The 17,252-nt window shown below is 68.5% G+C and carries 16 protein-coding genes and 1 pseudogene; 8 read left to right on the top strand and 9 right to left on the bottom strand.

Annotated elements, in window-relative coordinates:
* Positions 1–462: 462 nt before the first annotated feature.
* Complete coding sequence (locus MKK51_RS16505) at positions 463–1,335, bottom strand: NmrA/HSCARG family protein (protein WP_243978931.1); 873 nt, start codon at positions 1,333–1,335, stop codon at positions 463–465.
* A gap of 104 nt (positions 1,336–1,439) precedes the next feature.
* Here MKK51_RS16505 and MKK51_RS16500 point away from each other — a divergent pair, with 104 nt between their 5' ends.
* Positions 1,440–2,333: a LysR family transcriptional regulator gene (locus tag MKK51_RS16500; protein WP_243978930.1), complete on the top strand. Its 894-nt coding sequence runs from the start codon at positions 1,440–1,442 to the stop codon at positions 2,331–2,333.
* 30 nt (positions 2,334–2,363) lie between these two features.
* Here MKK51_RS16500 and MKK51_RS16495 read toward each other — a convergent pair whose 3' ends face one another.
* The 3 genes from MKK51_RS16495 to MKK51_RS16485 form a co-directional block, all read right to left on the bottom strand.
* A complete protein-coding gene (locus tag MKK51_RS16495; RefSeq protein WP_243978929.1) occupies positions 2,364–2,744 on the bottom strand; it encodes a glutathione S-transferase N-terminal domain-containing protein in 381 nt (126 codons plus the stop codon).
* Positions 2,745–2,960: 216 nt separating this feature from the next.
* Positions 2,961–3,998 (bottom strand): Atu2307/SP_0267 family LLM class monooxygenase, encoded by a 1,038-nt coding sequence (locus MKK51_RS16490; protein WP_243978928.1) that lies wholly within the window; start codon positions 3,996–3,998, stop codon positions 2,961–2,963.
* Between the two features lie 111 nt (positions 3,999–4,109).
* Positions 4,110–4,508 carry a DoxX family protein gene (locus MKK51_RS16485; RefSeq protein ID WP_243978927.1) on the bottom strand — a complete coding sequence of 133 codons (399 nt, stop codon included), beginning with the start codon at positions 4,506–4,508 and terminating at the stop codon, positions 4,110–4,112.
* A gap of 124 nt (positions 4,509–4,632) precedes the next feature.
* Between MKK51_RS16485 and MKK51_RS16480 the strand changes: the two genes are divergently transcribed.
* Both MKK51_RS16480 and MKK51_RS27580 read left to right on the top strand, forming a co-directional pair.
* Positions 4,633–5,523 (top strand): LysR family transcriptional regulator, encoded by an 891-nt coding sequence (locus tag MKK51_RS16480; protein ID WP_243978926.1) that lies wholly within the window; start codon positions 4,633–4,635, stop codon positions 5,521–5,523.
* A gap of 125 nt (positions 5,524–5,648) precedes the next feature.
* Positions 5,649–5,861, top strand: a pseudogene (locus tag MKK51_RS27580) (zinc-binding dehydrogenase); the annotation flags it as partial.
* 101 nt (positions 5,862–5,962) lie between these two features.
* On the opposite strand, the gene MKK51_RS16475 reads toward MKK51_RS27580, so the two are convergent.
* Entirely contained in the window at positions 5,963–7,165 is a 1,203-nt protein-coding gene (locus MKK51_RS16475) for an MFS transporter (RefSeq protein ID WP_409565703.1), read from the bottom strand.
* Between the two features lie 163 nt (positions 7,166–7,328).
* On the opposite strand from MKK51_RS16475, the gene MKK51_RS16470 reads away from it, so the two are divergent.
* Positions 7,329–8,234 (top strand): LysR substrate-binding domain-containing protein, encoded by a 906-nt coding sequence (locus MKK51_RS16470; protein WP_243978924.1) that lies wholly within the window; start codon positions 7,329–7,331, stop codon positions 8,232–8,234.
* 340 nt (positions 8,235–8,574) lie between these two features.
* Here MKK51_RS16470 and ccmB read toward each other — a convergent pair whose 3' ends face one another.
* The 3 genes from ccmB to MKK51_RS16455 form a co-directional block, all read right to left on the bottom strand.
* Positions 8,575–9,231, bottom strand: coding sequence for a heme exporter protein CcmB (gene ccmB, locus MKK51_RS16465; protein WP_056427716.1), 657 nt, complete (start codon positions 9,229–9,231; stop codon positions 8,575–8,577).
* An 8-nt stretch (positions 9,232–9,239) separates the two neighbouring features.
* Positions 9,240–9,896: a heme ABC exporter ATP-binding protein CcmA gene (gene ccmA, locus MKK51_RS16460; RefSeq protein ID WP_243978922.1), complete on the bottom strand. Its 657-nt coding sequence runs from the start codon at positions 9,894–9,896 to the stop codon at positions 9,240–9,242.
* A 424-nt stretch (positions 9,897–10,320) separates the two neighbouring features.
* Positions 10,321–10,539 (bottom strand): CopG family transcriptional regulator, encoded by a 219-nt coding sequence (locus MKK51_RS16455; RefSeq protein ID WP_243978921.1) that lies wholly within the window; start codon positions 10,537–10,539, stop codon positions 10,321–10,323.
* A 299-nt stretch (positions 10,540–10,838) separates the two neighbouring features.
* Here MKK51_RS16455 and acnA point away from each other — a divergent pair, with 299 nt between their 5' ends.
* Positions 10,839–13,538: an aconitate hydratase AcnA gene (gene acnA, locus MKK51_RS16450; RefSeq protein WP_313898816.1), complete on the top strand. Its 2,700-nt coding sequence runs from the start codon at positions 10,839–10,841 to the stop codon at positions 13,536–13,538.
* Between the two features lie 151 nt (positions 13,539–13,689).
* Here the strand turns inward: acnA and MKK51_RS16445 are convergent, their stop codons facing one another.
* Positions 13,690–14,814, bottom strand: a complete 1,125-nt coding sequence (locus tag MKK51_RS16445) for an AI-2E family transporter (protein ID WP_243978919.1) — start codon at positions 14,812–14,814, stop codon at positions 13,690–13,692.
* A gap of 360 nt (positions 14,815–15,174) precedes the next feature.
* On the opposite strand from MKK51_RS16445, the gene MKK51_RS16440 reads away from it, so the two are divergent.
* The 3 genes from MKK51_RS16440 (at position 15,175) to MKK51_RS16430 (ending at position 17,197) form a co-directional block, all read left to right on the top strand.
* Complete coding sequence (locus tag MKK51_RS16440) at positions 15,175–15,477, top strand: acyl carrier protein (protein ID WP_243978918.1); 303 nt, start codon at positions 15,175–15,177, stop codon at positions 15,475–15,477.
* A gap of 74 nt (positions 15,478–15,551) precedes the next feature.
* Complete coding sequence (locus MKK51_RS16435) at positions 15,552–16,049, top strand: 3-hydroxyacyl-ACP dehydratase FabZ family protein (RefSeq protein WP_227435950.1); 498 nt, start codon at positions 15,552–15,554, stop codon at positions 16,047–16,049.
* Positions 16,046–17,197 (top strand): beta-ketoacyl-ACP synthase, encoded by a 1,152-nt coding sequence (locus tag MKK51_RS16430; RefSeq protein WP_243978917.1) that lies wholly within the window; start codon positions 16,046–16,048, stop codon positions 17,195–17,197. The genes MKK51_RS16435 and MKK51_RS16430 overlap by 4 nt, the downstream gene beginning before the upstream one ends.
* Positions 17,198–17,252 lie beyond the last annotated feature (55 nt).

The raw sequence follows: 17,252 nt of genomic DNA, 5'->3' as shown, positions 1-17,252 counted from the left end.
ACCGACGTTCCGCGCCGGGCGGACCTGCCGCAGGCTCCGATGACCACTCCGTCCCACACCATGGCTGAATCGGCGTCTCATTCGGACAAGCCGGCCGCATCGGAATATGCCTTGCCGGACAAGCGTGACGGCTAGACGGAACGTATCACATACGTTCATGATTTGTTCGTAATCAGGACTCGCGGGGGAGCACCATGCAGATCATGGATGTCGCCAGCCTCTGCCTCGCCGGGCAACCGATCAGCGGACGTTCCCGGCTTATGCCAAAGGTGGGGAGCGGACCCTGCCCCCCGCCCCGAGGCGAGCGTTTGGCCGGTCTCCCGCCCATCGCGACGAAACGACGGGCGAAACGCCTAAAGAGCTGGACTCGACCCGGACCGCAAGGCTGCCCGGGATATAGTCCGCGAGACCGAAGCCTGTGCGGCCCATGGGTCGCCGACCTCGATGTTTCGCGAGGAGATTTCAGGCGATCGCCGCGGCCTGGGTAGCGAAGTCGCGATAGGAATGCAGCGGGCGGCCCAGCATCGCGGTGAGGCGGTCGGCATCGCCGGCGTCGGGTAGCATTCCGACGCTGTGGAAGCGCTCGCACATCAGGCGCATGTCGAAGGCCATCCAGACCGGCACGTGCTTCTGCCGGAGGTTATGCTCGAAGGCAGCGGTGTCGTCGCCACCGTAGTTGATCGGGCGGCCCAGGACGTCGGACCAGATGGCGGCGACGTCCGAACCGGTCAGCGTCTCGGGACCGACGACATTGATCCGCTCGAAGGGGAGCGGGGTATCGGCCTGCTCGCGACGGATGAGTTCGAGGGCCGCGATCTCCCCGAGGTCGGCGGCGTCGACCATCGCGAGGCCCTTGGCGCCGATGGGCATCGGGTAGACGCCGTAGTCGCGTACGACGTCCTTGACCATGACATCGTTGTTCATGAAGTAGGCCGGGCGCAGGACGGTGGCGTGGAAGCCCATCGCCTCGATCATTCGCTCGACCGCAAACTTGCCCGCGAAGTGCGGCACGTTCACGTAGAGGTCGCTGTGAATCACCGACAGGTAGACGATCCGCTCGATCCCGGCCTCGCGGGCGAGGTTGAGGGCGATCAGGGCCTGGGTGACCTCGTCGGGCACCACCGCGTTCAGCAGGAACAGGGTGGAGACGCCCGACAGGGCGTTCCGCATGGCGTCGACGTCGAGCAGGTCTCCCTGGACCGCAGTGACGCCCGCCGGCAATTTGGCTTTCGCGATGTCCCGAACCAGGGCGCGGACGTGGGCGCCGCGCTTCACGAGGTGTTCGACGACATGGCCGCCGACGGTGCCGGTCGCGCCGATAACGAGAATGGTCATAAGGGTAACTCCTGGTTTGCCTCTAGGGACATCCAGAAGATGCTCGATCCACTCGCGATCCGGGAGATCGCCTGTTAAGACAGTCCGTCTCGCTGGTGGAACACATGGACCTCCTCGCCCTCGCCGACTTCAACCTCGTCGCCCGGCATGGTGGCTTCGGACGGGCTGCCCGCGCCGCCGGACGCCCGAAGGCGACTCTGTCCCGCCGTGTCGCGGAACTGGAGGCCAGCCTTGCCCTGCGCCTTTTCGAACGCGGGGCACGCGTCCTGAAGCTGACCGAGGAAGGCCGGGCGCTCCACGAGCGGACGAGGGTGCTACTGACGGAGCTCGACGAGACGGCGGCGGTCATCGCTTCGGGCGGAGGCAAGCCACGGGGCCGGCTGCGCGTCAGCGCGCCCGTGTTCTTCTCCCAGTCCGCGATGGGGAAGCTCGCCGCGGGGTTCGCCCTGAAGCACCCCGAGGTCCGACTTGAGGTCACCACGGAGGACCGTGCCGTCGACATGGTGGAGGAGGGCTATGACCTCGCGATCCGGGTCAATCCCGATCCGGACGAGAGCCTCGTCGGACGCATCTTCCTGAGGGACCGTCTGGTCGTCGTGGCGGCTCCGAGCCTGCCGCGGCCGGAGGGCGATGCGGCCGTGCCCGCCGTCGTACGCGGGTCGATGGGGGGCTCCATGACCTGGCCCATGAGATCACCGGCGGGCAAGTCGAGCATCACCGCCGAGCCCGTCCTCGGCCTTCCATCGCTGATGATGGTCCGCGATGCCGTCCTGGCTGGCGTCGGCGCCGGGCGCCTTCCCATCTCCCTCGTCAGCCATGACCTGGCTGCCGACAGGTTGGTGCTCTGGGGCGATCTCGACAGACCTGAGATCGCCCTCTGGACCCTCTACCCGTCACGGCGGCTGCTGAGCGCGCGGGTGTCCGCCTTCGTCGACCACCTCAAGGAAGCGTTTCCGATGGGAACCGCCGATGAACTGGCCGCCCATATCAGCGGATGACGGGGCAGGCCGGATGCAGGTGGCCGGGGATCAGGCCGAGGGCGCCTGTTTCTTGAGCTGCAGGTTCTCTCGGAAGAGCGATTGCATGCTCTTGTAGACCCCGTCGAGATAGGACCGGTAGGTCGGAAGGGCGTCGGGATCGACGCCGGCCAGATCGGCGAAATGGGCGACGATGGCGTCGGACTCGGTCGTGAACCGGCCAGGCGTGAGTTCGGCCGTCGGGAAGGTGACCTTCTCGACAACGGGTGCGAGCAGCGCGCGGATCGCGGCCTCCTCATCGTCGCCGGGCACGAACTCCCGCAGGACGACCTGGTCGAGTTGGCCGGTTTCGAGCAGGAACAGGCGGACCTTCAGGCAGAACGGGCAGCCGGCCTTGAGGTAGAGCGTCGGCTTGAACGTGGCATCGGTCATGGTCGTACGTCCCTGGGATTGATGATTTGGTCTTCCCGGCGGTCATCGGCCGGGCGGGTGATGTCAGGCCGCAGGCCCGGCCATGCCGTGGGCGCCGTTGTGAATCACGCGGTCGAGAGCATTTTCCGTAATCTCTGGATCGCGGAAAATGCTCTAACCTGCGGTGTAGCCGCATTTTCTTCACGCGAGCCGGCATCCACCTCGCTTGAAAATGCGCTAAGCGCGTTGCGCCTTGACCCTTGGGATCACCTCGGTGCCCAGCAGCGTGATCGACCGCCGCATGGCGTCGGGCTCCTGCATCGCCGAACTCATCTGGAACGTCAGGCGGGAGATGCCCCCCAACGCTTCGCTGGCCGCAAGCGCCTTAGCCGCGACCGTTTCCGGGGAGCCGATGAGGTAGGCGCCGTAGGGGCCGCACATCGCCTCGAACTGCTCGCGCATGTCCGTGCTCGGCCAGCCGCGTTCCGCCCCGATCTTCCCAAACAATTGCGCCCATCCCGGAAAGAACGCCTCCTGGGCATCCCGGTCCGTATCGGCGACGAAACCGACCGCGTGCACGCCCACCTTTAGGGTCTCCGGGTCATGGCCGGCCTGACGTCCGGCCTCGCGGTAGAGGTCGACCAGGGGCCGGAAGCGCTGGAAGCTGCCGCCGATGATGGCGACCATCAGGGGCAAGCCGAGGGTACCCGCGCGGGCGAAGGAAGCCGGGGTCCCGCCGACGCCGATCCAGACCGGGAGCCTGCTCTGGTGCGGGCGGGGGTAGACACCCTGGCCGGTCAGCGCCGGGCGGAAACGGCCGCGCCATGTGACGTGGGTCCGGTCGCGCAGCGACAGGAGCAGGTCGAGCTTCTCGACGAACAGCGCATCGTAATCCTCCGCGGCGAAACCGAAGAGCGGGTAGGCCTCGCCGAAGGAACCGCGCCCGACCACGATCTCGGCCCGCCCCTTGGCGATCAGGTCGAGGGTTGCGAACTCCTGGAAGACGCGGACCGGATCGGCGGCGCTGAGCACCGTGACGGCGCTCGTCAGGCGGATGCGGCTGGTGCGCGCCGCCGCGGCCGCGAGGATGATGGCGGGGGCGGAATCGAGGAATTCCGCCCGATGGTGCTCGCCGATGCCGAAGACGTCGAGCCCGGCGCGGTCGGCGACCTCGACCTCGTCGAGCAGCCGCTCCATCCGTTCCGTCCCCGTGACAGCGCGACCCGTCTTTAGGTCGGGAAGCGTGACGGCGAAGCTGTCGATGCCGATTTCCATGGCGGATGGCCTGTGCTGCGTAACGCGGGACCTAAGGGGACCTGTTGGGTCGTTCGTCCTTGGACGAGGGAGGCCGAGGCGGGCGGCCGCGACCTCCCGGTCGGCAAGGGCTCAGCGGCGACCGAGAACCGCGAGGATCTGATCCCGGCGCAGCCAGGCCAAGGTCGCCGTCAGGGCAAACAGCACGGCGGCCGGAGCTGCGGGCGTGGGCAGGACCGTGAGATGGGCCAGAATGGCGCCCGCCATGGTGCAGGCAAGCCAGAGGGCAGCAAGGGCGGCGTATCCGGGGATCAGCAGCGCGACGGCCCCGGCGACCTCCACGAGGCCGGTGACGATGCGGAACCACTGGCCGACACCGATGAGGTCGTAGACCTGCACCATCATGGGCACCCCGGCGAGCTTGGCGCCGCCGGCGGCGAGGAACACCAGGGCGAGCAGCACCTGCAGCGACCAGGCGACGATGTTGAGCTTGCGCGACGGGGCGGTCGAGGCCGTAAGGGTCTGGGACATGACGGACATCCGTTCGAGAAGGTTGACCGCGGAGGCGGCTTGGCTGTGAGCAAGAGTCCTAGGCTCCTTCCATCCCCCCTCGAAGCCTCTATCTTTCGATGCGTCCCATCACCTGGACAGATGGATGCTCGATCAGCTCACCCTCGACCAGTTGCGGACCTTCGTCGCCGCAGTCGACACCGGCAGCTTCTCGGCGGCCGGGCGCAAGCTCGGGCGCGCGCAGTCCCTTGTCAGCCAATCGATGGCCAACCTTGAGGCTCAGTCCGGCATCAAGCTGTTCGACCGCTCCAGCCGCTATCCGGTCCTGACCGAGGCCGGCGGCGTGTTGCTGGCCCATGCCCGTGCGACCGTGGCGGCCGCCGAGACCTTCAAGGCGCACGCCCGGGACCTCGCCGGCGGCCTGGAGCCGGAGGTCAGCATCGTGCTCGACGTCCTGTTCCCGATCCAAGTGCTGACGGCCGCCGTGGCCGCGTTCCAGCCAGCCTTCCCCACGCCCCCCCTGCGCATCCAGGTCGAGACCCTGGGCGCGGTGATCGCGCCGGTTCTCGACGGACGCTGCGCTTTCGCGGTCGCCGGCGCCACGCCCCTGCTGCCCCCCGAGCTCGCGCGCGAGGCGTTGTGCCAGATCGAGTTGGTGATGGTCGCCTCGCCCGCGCATCCGCTCGCCCGCCGAACCGGGACGATCCCGACGTCCGACCTGGCCGAGCATGTCCAACTGGTGCTGACCGACCGGAGCGAGCTGACCAAGGGGCGCGAGTTCGGCGTGTTCTCACCGAAGACCTGGCGGTTGGCGGATCTCGGGGCCAAGCACGCCTTCCTGCGCTCGGGGCTCGGTTGGGGTGGGATGCCCCTCGACGTCGTCAAGGATGATCTGGCTGGCGGCCAACTCGTTCGGCTGGACATCGCCGCCCTGCCCAAGGGCGGCCTGTTCCTACCGATGTGGGCCGTCTACCCCATCGAGCGCCCACCGGGCCCGGCGGGCCGATGGCTGATTGCAAAGCTAGCCACCCTGTGAACCGGGGGCTCATCGTCTAGGTCGCTGTATCGGTCCGGCTTGGGGGACGGCGGGAACTCGTCGAGCGTCTCTTGGATGAGACGGCTTCGCCGTTCAGTTCGCGAAGGCGGCTGGCGCGACGGTCTATGCCACGGCCTCGACCACGAGCCTCTCCCATGGTCCGGGCCCTCGGCGCGGACGCGGTGATCGACGATCGGCAGCAAAGCTTCGAGGAGCTTGTGCGCGACGTCGATCTCGTCGCCGATCTCGTCGGCGGGGTGGTCGTGGACCGGTCCTGGGGGCTCCTGTCGCCCGACGGCCTCCTTGTCAGCATCGCCACGCCTGATCTGGAATCGTGTACGCCGCAAGGCCAGCGTGGAGTCTTCCTGTCGACCAGGCCCGACACCGCGCGTCTGGCGACAGCGGTCGCCCTCGGCGGCATCGGGGTTTTGGACAGAGTTCAGGGTTTCCTTGCGAGGTGCGGCGACAGAACGAGCATGATCGGGACGACGGCGAAGGCCGTGGCCGCGGCCGCGACAGCGGCCCAACGCGGTCCAACCGCATCGCCCAGCGGGCCATAGAGCAGGAGCGTCGCGAGCGCGCTGCCTCCCAACGTCCAGGTGTAGAAGACCGCGAAGGCGTGCTCGACGCGACCGCGCGGGGCGAGTTCCGGCACGGTTCCGTAGAGCACGGAGGACGTTCCGTTCAGCATCAGGCCGAGGAGGGGCAGGACCGCGAGGGCGGGGGCGAGCGGGAGCGCGATGACCAGCAGAATTGCGACCGCCGTGCCTGCTTCAGAGAGGATCACGCAGCGCGCCACCCCGAAGCGTTCCCCGAGCCGGCCAAAGATCGCCTTGCCCAACGCACCGCCGACGGCCGTCAGGCCGAACGCGACACCCACTGTCGCGAGGACCGCTCCCTTCTCCTGCAGCAGGAACGGCAGGTAGACGAGAAAGGCCGGCCGTGCGGCGTTGTCGAGCATGCCGATTGCCACGAGGAGCCCGAAGCCGGTCTGGCCCGTCGACGGGTCACCGGGCACGGCCGCTTGGGTGCGCTCCGACGGTTCCTCGCGCGGGACGGGCTCACGGGGCAGCAAGATGGCGACCCCGAATGCGACGACACCCCCAAGGCCGGCAGCGAGCCAGAGCACGAAGCGCCAGTCGACGCGGCCGAGAAGGAAACCGGCGAGTGCGGGTAGCGCTGCCTTTCCGAGATCGCCGGCGAAGTTGTAGGTACCGAGCGGTCCCCTTGCCTCTTTCCCGTAGGCCCGGGCGATCACCGCCGAGGCGAGGGGATGTTGGGTGCTGCTGCCCGCGCCGGAGAGCGCCAGGGCGACGCAGAGGCCGACAAGACCACCCGATGCACCAGCCAGCGCGTAGCCGCCCGCACCGAGCAACGTGCCGAGGATCAGAACAACGCGTGCACCGAGCATCCGGGCCAGGGTCGTGGCGGGCATCTGCAGGCCGGCCAGCGCGCCACCATAGAGCGAGCGCACCAGTGCGAGCGCGACGTAGCCGAGGCCGAACTCGGCCTGCCAGACCGGCAGCAGAACGTAGATCAGGTCGGTGTAGCCGTCGTGCAGGGCGTGATTGACGCCGATCGTGGCGAGGGTGCGCGTCCGCCGGGGCGCGCGGCTGTCGCCCGCCCCGTCCGTCGGGCCCATGGCCCCGTCGTCGGATCCCGCGATAGTCGTCGACATCGATCCCCCGTCCACGGCTGCCAGCAACCAATAACGGGAGGGCTACACCCGTGAAGATCCCGCGATGAGGACCGTTCGACTCACGCTACCCGTGCGCTAAACTCACGGATGCGAAAACGGAGGTCCGATGCGCCGTCTTCCCCCCCTCCATGCCCTGCGCGTCTTCGAGGTCGCCGCCCGGGCGGGCAGTCACGCCGCCGCGGCGGCTGAACTCGGCCTGACCCACGGAGCCGTCAGCCGTCAGGTCGCCGTGCTGGAGGCGTGGTTCGGCCAGCGCCTGTTCGTACGGGTCGGTCGGAGGGTCGTCCCGACGCCCGCAGCCCGGGCCTTCGCGGAAGCCGTCAGCCTCACCTTCGACAGGCTCGACGCGGCGGCCGAGATTTGCGGCCGGCCCCTCGCGCCACGGACCTTGCGGGTGAGCACGCCCACGACCTTCGCGATGCGCTGGCTGATCCCGCGCCTGGCCGGCTTTCACGCGGCGCGACCGGAGGCCGAGGTGGTCGTCACGACGACGACGACCCTGCACAATGCCTTGCGCGGCGGTTTCGACCTCGCCGTCCGGCGCGAACCGCGCATCGGAACGGGGGCGCACCATCCCTGGGGCGCCTACCGCGCGGTCCCCTTCCTCCGGGAGGCCAACACCCTGGTGGCGAGTCCGTCCCTGCTCACTGCCCGCCCCCTGCGCACCCCGCACGACCTCGAAGGCGCCACGCTGCTGACGAGCGAGACGCGGCCGGGCGATTGGAGCGATTGGCTCGCCGCCGCCGGTCTTCCCCCCGATACGAGCATCCGCCGGACGTTCGACCACTACTTCGTCGCGCTGCAGGCGACGGCGGACGGGCTCGGCTACGGCCTCGGGCCTTTGCCCGTCCTATCCGGCGACCTGGCGTCCGGACGGCTCGTTGCTCCGTTCCCGGAGATCGTCGTCCCGCGCCCCGGCTACGTGGCTCTCGTTCCGAACGACGCGGACAAGACGTCGACCCTCACGGCATTCGTCGACTGGCTCGTCGCCACGGGCGCGCAACGAGATTGAACGACCATCCGGTCGACCCGAAGACGGCCTCTCTCCTTGCGAAAAGGGCATCTGCGTTCGGCATGATGACCGATCTGTGCGTGGAGTGGCCCCCTCGCGTTCCCCGGGCAAACGTTCGTTCCTGCGACCCATCCTCTCGGAAGCGGACCGACAAAAATCCACCCGTTCCAGTCGTAGGGCTTTGCCTACCAAGCGACCCGGAAGTGGACCATCGCAGGGCCTCCTATGGGTCGAAAGCAGCCCCGGCAGCGGGTACCAAACGTCGGATTTTCACCACTGGAGTGGATAAGGAGACCGTCCGGACCGGGGTCGGGCACCCCGATCCCTCGACCGGGCGTTCCTATTCCGACCAGCGCAAGGCCGCCGCCGCCGCGAAGGTCCCGATCACCGCCGCGATCAGGCTGAGGGCCGACAGGATCAGCAGGGGCGTCGTGAACGGCACCGTGCCGCCGGACGCCGCCTCGGTGGCCGAGACGCCGAAGATCAGCGTCGGGATCATCAGCGGCAGGACGAGCACGGCGAGGATCAGGCCGCCGCGACGGATCGAGGCGGTGAGCGCGGCCCCCACCGCGCCGATGAAGGTGAGCGCCGGCGTCCCCACCAGCAGGGTGAGGGCGGTGGCGCCCATGGCCGTGCCGTCGAGGGCCACCAGCAGGCCGAAGAGCGGCGAGGCCAGGGCCAGGGGCAGGCCGGTGGTGAGCCAATGGGCCACGACCTTGGCCAGCACCACCATCTCCATGGGGGCGGGGGCTCCCGTCATCAGGTCGAGGGAGCCGTCCTCCTCGTCGGCCTGGAACAGGCGGTCGAGGCCGATCAGGGTGGCGAGCACCGCCGCGAGCCAGAGGATGGCCGGACCGATGCGCGAGAGCAGGTTGAGGTCGGGGCCGAGGGCGAAGGGCACCAGGGCGACGATCATCAGGAAGAACACCAGCGACAGGGCGCCCGAGCCGCCCACGCGGGCGGCGAGCTGCAGGTCGCGGGCGATGAGGGCGCGCATCACGCGGATCACCACCACACCTCCGAGGCGGCCGGACACGCGTCGTGCGAGGGGGATGCCGGCTTCGGCGCCGCGTCGATGCGCAACTCGCGGGCATCGTCCAGGCCGAGGGACTGGTGGGTGGCAGCGACGATGAGGCCGCCCTCGGCCCGGTGCCGGGCCATCAATCCGGCGAGCACGGCCTGGGAGGCCGTGTCGAGGGCCGCCGTCGGCTCGTCGAGGAGCCAGAGCGGGCGTCGGCAGACGAGAAGCCGGGCGAGGGCGACGCGGCGGCGCTGGCCGGCGGAGAGGTAGGCCACCGGTAGCCGCAGGGCATGGCCGAGGCCGAGTTCCTTCAGCGCCTCGGCCGGACTCGCGGTGGGCGCGCCGAGGAGGTCGCGGGCGAAGACGAGGTTCTCCTCCGCCGTCAGCGGGCTCTTCAACCCGTCGCGATGGCCGACCACGTGGAGACATTCGGGAAGCGTCGCCTCGCCCATATTGGCGACCGCGAGGGTGCCGGCATCGGGCTTCAGCCGTCCGGCGAGCACGCTGAGCAGGGTCGATTTTCCCGCGCCGTTGCGTCCCGTCACCATCAGTGCCTCGCCGGGGCCGAGGGCGAAGGACAGACCCGAAAAGATGCGGCGGCCGGAGCGGCGGGCGGCGAGGTTGGTGGCGGTCAGCCGCACGGAGATCCCTGCCGGCCGACGGCAAAGGTACGCTTCCAACTGCTCACGGCATCTGCGGCTTTCACGTCTCGTGCGGGCGGCGCGAGTTCCCTCGCCTGGAAGGCTACTGGATTCGTGCATCTGCTCGACAGTCGTTCCCTCGATCCAGGAGGGTTCGCATGAGGCGCAGCGGAACTCCCTCTCCTGGAAGGAGAGGGCTGGGGTGAGGTGTGGTCCATCTCCGCAGAGGTCACACACCTCACCCTGTCCCTCTCCTTCCAGGAGAGGGGACCCGAGCGGCCCGCGAGACGTGTGAATGCCGTAGCCAGGAGAGGGCGCCCGTCGCGCCTCATACCGACGTGAGGGTCCTCACTCGTTGACAGTTTCGTGGATGGAGCAACCCCCTGCATCGCAAGGGTAAGAGGATCGTGCGCGATGGCCGCGATCACAAGGCGTACCGAGCCAGGAGTTCCGAGAGGGGAACGGAGTCGCTCTTCCCCGTCTTCAGGTCGGCAAGCCGCCGCTCGGCGATGTGAACGTCCGCACGATCCTCAAGGTGATCCAAGATCGCGTCGCGGGCGTTTTCACGCGCGCCTCGGCCTGTCCGCCGACCTTGCGCATCCATATGCGCTTCGATTTCCGGGGGCAGGCGAAAGGCGATCATGGAATGCTCCGGCATGGCCGCCTGCTTAACCCGAGCCCGCCCCCGCGTCCACGCGAAGCCCGACACTCCCGCACGCGTGTCACGGCAGGGCGTAGCGGCCAGTTTCGAAGTGTTCTATACGGAGGGCAGGCTGCGCCGCGCGAGTCCCGAGCGTCCAAATCGCTCGTCGCGCAACATCCTGTCCGGGCACCCCCGGAGCGGCGCGCGCTTTTTTTAGAAGCGCTCCAGCCGAACACGACTTCGTGGCGCAGGTCATGCCTGCGCGTGTTCGACAACCGCTCGTGAGGAAGAGATCCGCCGTGGCATCACTCGACAGCTTTCACTCCCGCCAGACCCTCACCGTCGGCGACAAGTCCTATACCTACTACTCCATTCCCCATGCCGAGCAGGCCGGCCTCGCCGACGCCACCGCGCTGCCCTTCTCGATGAAGGTCATCCTCGAGAACCTGCTGCGGTTCGAGGACGACCGTTCGGTGAAGAAGGACGACATCTCCGCCACCGTCGCGTGGCTCGGCAACCTCGGCAAGGTCGAGACCGAGATCGCGTTCCGCCCCTCCCGCGTCCTGATGCAGGATTTCACCGGCGTGCCCGCCGTGGTGGACTTGGCGGCCATGCGTGACGCCATGGTGGCCCTCGGGGGCGACCCGCAAAAAATCAACCCGCTGGTCCCCGTCGACCTCGTCATCGACCACTCGGTCATCGTCGACGAGTTCGGCACCCCGAAGGCCCTGGCCGACAACGTGGCCCTGGAATATTCGCGCAACGGCGAGCGCTACACCTTCCTGAAATGGGGGCAGTCGGCCTTCGACAACTTTTCGGTCGTGCCGCCCGGCACCGGCATCTGCCACCAGGTCAACCTCGAGTTCCTGTCGCAGACGGTCTGGACCAAGACCGAAGACGGCACCGAGCTCGCCTATCCCGACAGCCTCGTCGGCACCGATTCGCACACCACCATGGTCAACGGCCTCGCCGTGCTCGGCTGGGGCGTCGGCGGCATCGAGGCCGAGGCCGCGATGCTCGGCCAGCCGCTCTCCATGCTGATTCCGGAAGTCGTCGGCTTCAAGCTGTCGGGCAAGCTGCCCGAGGGCACCACCGCCACCGACCTCGTGCTCACCGTGACGCAGATGCTGCGCAAGAAGGGCGTCGTCGGCAAGTTCGTGGAGTTCTACGGCCCCGGCCTCGACGACATGGCGGTGGCCGACCGCGCCACGATCTCGAACATGGCCCCGGAATACGGCGCCACCTGCGGCTTCTTCCCCATCGACCAGAAGACCATCGACTTCCTCAAGGTCACCGGCCGCGCCGACGACCGGATCGCCCTGGTGGAGGCCTATGCCAAGGCGCAGGGCATGTGGCGCGACGCGCAGACCCCGGACCCCGTCTTCACCGATTCCCTCGCCCTCGACTTGGGCGACGTGCGTCCGTCGCTCGCCGGCCCCAAGCGGCCGCAGGACCGGGTGCTGCTGGACGGCGCCAAGCCGGGCTTCGCCCAGTCCATGGAGACCGAGTTCAAGAAGGCCGCCGACATCGCCAAGCGCTACCCCGTGGAGGGGGCGAACTACGATATCGGCCACGGCGACGTGGTGATTGCGGCGATCACGAGCTGCACCAACACCTCGAACCCGAGCGTGATGATCGGCGCCGGGCTGCTCGCCCGCAACGCCGTCGCCAAGGGCCTGCGTTCGAAGCCCTGGGTGAAGACCTCCCTGGCGCCCGGCTCCCAGGTGGTCGCCGAGTATTTGGAGAGTGCGGGCCTGCAGGCGCCCCTCGACGCTCTCGGCTTCAATCTCGTGGGCTTCGGCTGCACCACCTGCATCGGCAATTCCGGCCCGCTGCCGGCGCCGATCTCGAAGGCGATCAACGACAACGACGTGGTCGCGGCGGCCGTGCTCTCGGGCAACCGCAACTTCGAGGGCCGGGTGAACCCCGACGTGCGCGCCAACTACCTCGCCTCGCCGCCGCTGGTGGTCGCCTACGCCCTCGCAGGCTCGATGCAGATCGACATCACCACCGAGCCCCTGGGCATCGGCTCGGACGGCCAGCCGGTCTATCTCGCCGACATCTGGCCCTCCACGGCGGAGGTCGCCGAATTCATCGAGGCCAACATCACCTCGACCCTGTTCAAGTCGCGCTACGCCGACGTGTTCGGCGGCGACCATTACTGGAAGGCCGTGGAGGTCAACGAGGCCGAGACCTTCAAGTGGGATTCGACCTCCACCTACGTGCAGAACCCGCCCTATTTCGAGGGCATGACCAAGACGCCGGCGCCGATCACCGACATCGTCGATGCCCGCATCCTCGGCCTGTTCCAGGATTCGATCACCACCGATCACATCTCTCCGGCGGGCAACATCCGGGCGGCCTCGCCGGCCGGTGCCTACCTCCAGGAGCATCAGGTCCGGGTGCAGGACTTCAACCAGTACGGCACCCGCCGCGGCAACCATCAGGTCATGATGCGCGGGACCTTCGCCAACATCCGCATCAAGAACCAGATGGTCCGGGACGAGAACGGCAACGTGGTCGAGGGCGGCTGGACCCTGTTCCAGCCCTCCGGCGAGCGGATGTACATCTACGACGCCGCCCAGAAATACGCCGAATCGGGCACGCCCCTCGTGGTCTTCGCCGGCAAGGAATACGGCACCGGATCGTCGCGCGATTGGGCGGCGAAGGGCACCAAGCTCCTCGGCGTCCGCGCCGTGGTGGCGGAGAGCTTCGAGCGCATCCATCGCTCGAACCTCGTGGGCATGGGCATCGTGCCGCTGGTGTTCCAGGGCGACACGTCCTGGGCGTCCCTCGGCCTGAAGGGCGACGAGACCGTCAGCCTCCTCGGCCTCTCGGGCGACATCAAGCCGCGCCAGACCATGATCGCCGAGATCACCTCCGCCGACGGTACCAAGACGGAGGTACCGCTCACCTGCCGGATCGATACGCTCGACGAGCTGGAATACTTCCGCAACGGCGGGATCCTTCCCTACGTCCTGCGCTCCCTGGCGGCTTGAGGCCACGATGCGAGGAAGGCCCCTCCCGCTCGAGGGAGGGGCCTTCCGACCCGGATATCCCACCGGAATCTGAGCCGGCTTCGTAATTCTTCGAAACACCGTCCGATGGCGGTCGTTCGGGCCGGCCCATGGCGGTTGCCGGCGGGCCGAATTACGGTCCGCGGGGGCCTCGGGATGCGGCCTGCGCCGCGTCCCCATCGGTGAAGTCCCGCCACAGCAGCACCAGGGCCGCCATCACCGCCGGGCCGAGGAACAGGCCGAGCAGGCCGAACGTCTCGACGCCGCCGAGGATCCCGAGGAGCACCCAGAGGAAGGGCAGGCGGGTGGTGCCGCCGATCAGCACCGGCCGGACGAAATGGTCGGCGACGAAGGTGACGACGAAGCCCGCCGCCACGACCACCGCCGCCGGGATCACCGCGCCGCCGGCGAGCAGGATCAGAGAGGCGATACCGAAGACCAGCGGCGCTCCGAACGGGATCATCGCCGCCACCGCCGTCAGCGCGCCGAGCAGGACCGGATGCGGAACGCCCGCAAAATAGTAAACGATTCCAAGGAGAACGCCTTCGCCGAGGCCGACCAGGACGAGCCCGTCGACGGTGCCGTGGACGGAGGCGACCATCTGGCGCGCCACCCGCTCGCCGCGCGGGCCGAACAGGCGGGCGCTCGCCGTCAGCGACTGGGCGATGAGTCCCCGTCCGTCGCGGAACAGGAAGAACAGCGTCAGCAGAGTGAACCCGAATAGCACAACCCGGCGAACCACTTGAGCCCCGAGGCTCTTGGTCAGGCCGATCGTCGTCGCATTGTCGAGCTTGTGCAGGATTTCGGAACCGGCGGACGGATGGCTGAGAGTCTCGCTCCACCAGGCGCTGATCCTGGCCGCGCCGTAGGGCAGGTGGGACACGAATTCAGGTACGGGAATGCCGTTCTGCTCCGCCGACTTTGCCCAGGCCATCGCGTCGTGCGCCTCCCGCGCCGCCTGGACCCCAAGGACCACCAGGGGCGCGAGGAAGACCAGGGCCACCGCCAGGGTGAACAGGCTCGGCAGCAGGATGTTGTGGCCGCCCGGCGGCCAACGTCGCTCTGCCTTCGCGTAGAGCGGCCACAGCGCGATGGCGAGGATCACGGCCCAGGCCAGCGCCGGCAGGAACGGGTGGAGCACCCACAGGCCGAGGGCGGAAAGCGCCAGGACCAGGGTAATGCGCGCGCCTCCCTGGGCGCGGCTGCGGCGGTCCACCGGCGGCTCCGCGGCACCGGCGGGGGAAAAGGGCACTTCCATTCTCGCTACCTTCTGACGGCCTTGCTGAGCATGTCCCGCGCCGCATCTCGGGAGGAAGCGATGGGCGCGCGCGACCGGCAGGGCGTGCGCCCGCATGTAGGTCAGCGGGCGCGATCACGGAATGGTCCGGCTTGATGCGGCACCGCACGAAGGCGCGAGCGCGGCCAAGGTTGCCCGCCACCCCCCCCTCGTGTAAGGGACCGCCTTCGATCGGAAGCGGCGCGACGCCGCTTCGGGGGCATGCTGCGCGACCCGGGGGGCGCCGGGTTCACGCGCCAGCCTCGGACCGGCCGCGCCCACCACAGGGTCCGATAGCGGACCCGCCAGGGCGCGCCATAGAGATGAAAACGGCGAGAACGCATGTCTGACCAGCCGACCACCGCTACGTTCGACCGCGTCGCGGACATCATCGCCGACACCGCCGACATCCCGCGCGAGACCATCTCGCCCGAGAGCCACGCCATCGAAGACCTCGGCATCGATTCGCTCGCCTTCCTCGACATCGCCTTCGCGGTGGACAAGGCCTTCGGCATCAAGCTGCCGCTGGAGCGTTGGACCCAGGAGGTCAACGAGGGCAAGGTGCCGGCTGAGGAGTATTTCGTTCTGAAGAACCTCTGCGCACGCATCGACGCGCTGGTGGCCGAGAAGGCCGCCAAGGCCTGAAGGGCGAGCCCGGCCCCGGGCCAGCACTCGAGAGGCCAGCGGAGCCTCTAGTCCCCAGCGGAGCCTTTGACGCCATGCGCCTCGAATATTTCGAGATGATCGACACGGTGACGAGTCTCGACAAGGCCGCTGGCCGGATCGAGGCCCTGGCCCATGTGCCGATGGAAAGCCCGGTCTTCGAGGGACACTTTCCCGGCCATCCCCTGGTGCCCGGCGTGCTGCTCACCGAGACCATGGCGCAGGCGTCCGGATACCTGCTCCTCGCCCATCTCGATTTCGTGCAGATGCCGTTCCTGATGGCGGTGGACAAGGCGCGGTTCCGCTCCTTCGTCGGCCCCGGCGCAACGCTCGTCGTGCAGGCGAGCCTGGAGCATGACGGCTCCGGCTACGCGGTGACAAAGGCCTCGATCCGCCACGAGGGCAAGCCGCTGGCCGATGCCGAGCTGCGGTTCCGGACGATGCCATTTCCCGAAGGGCTCGACGCGCCCATGCGCGAGCGCGCCCAGCGGATCGGCCTGATGGATCGTGCCATCGCATCGGGGGCGCCCCCCGGCGGGGCGGTTCCGGCATGAGCAAGACCAGCATGAGCCAGCGCGACGTCGTCGTCACCGGCATCGGCCTCGTCTCCTGTGCCGGCGAGGGGGTCACCGCCCACCTCGAAGCCTTTGTGGCGGACAGCCCGAAGGTGGTGGATACGGAGCGCTTCGCGCCCTATCCGGTCCATCCCGCCCCAGTGCTGGTCCTCGACGGACAGATCCCCAAGAAGTCGGACCAGCGACAGATGGAGGCATGGCAGCGTCTCGGCGTTTACGCCGCCGGACTCGCCCTCGACTCAGCTGGGGTGAAACAGGACGCGATCTTCAAGTCGGCGATGCACCTCGTCGTCGCCTGCGGCGGCGGCGAGCGCGATACGGCGGTGGACGGCGCGATCCTCACCGGCCTGCGGGACGCTGCCGATCCGGGTGCCTATCTCAACGAGCACCTGCAGAACGACCTGCGCCCGACCCTCTTCCTGGCCCAGCTCTCGAACCTGCTCGCCGGCAACATCGCCATCGTTCACGGCGTCACCGGCGCCTCCCGCACGTTCATGGGCGAGGAAGCCTCGGGCGTCGATGCCTTGCGCAATGCTCAGAGCCGCATCGCTTCGGGCCAGATCGACACGATGCTGGTGGGCGGCTCCTACAGCGCGGAACGCCCCGATGTTCTGGTCGTCCACGAGATGGGCGGATACCTGCGAAAGGGCGATTTCCGGCCGGTCTTCGAGCGTGAGGGTGAAGGTGAGGCCGGCTTCATCCTGGGAAGCACTGCCGCGTTCCTCATGCTGGAAGCGGCCGAAACCGCCGCCGCGCGCGATGCGAGGATCTTCGCCCGCCTGCTCCCGGTGGAGAGCGATCGTCCCCGACGCGAGACAGGGAGCGTACAGCGCAGCCTCACGGCCTTGTGGGGCAAGGCTGGTCCTAAGCCTGATCTCGTGATCTCGGGCGCCACCGGCGTTGAGGGAATCACCACCGAGGAGCGCGGAGTCCTGGACGAACTCGCGCCGGGCGTGCCGGTTACCGCCCTCGGAGACCTCGCCGGCCACTCGCTCGAAGTCACGGCGCCGCTGGGAGCGGCACTCGCCGCAGTGCTCATCTCGGAAGGCAGGGCGCGCGAGGTCGCGATTACCACCGTGGGCCATCGCCGCGGTGAGGGCGTGGTCCGGTTGAGCGCGCTGTCGTGACCGGCAGGGAAGCGGCTGTCAGCTCACCGAAATTCCGTTAAGACGGGTGCAACCG

Origin of the sequence: Methylobacterium sp. E-045, assembly GCF_022829685.1 — a bacterium.
GTDB lineage: Bacteria > Pseudomonadota > Alphaproteobacteria > Rhizobiales > Beijerinckiaceae > Methylobacterium.
This window is presented reverse-complemented; position numbering and strand designations above follow the sequence as displayed.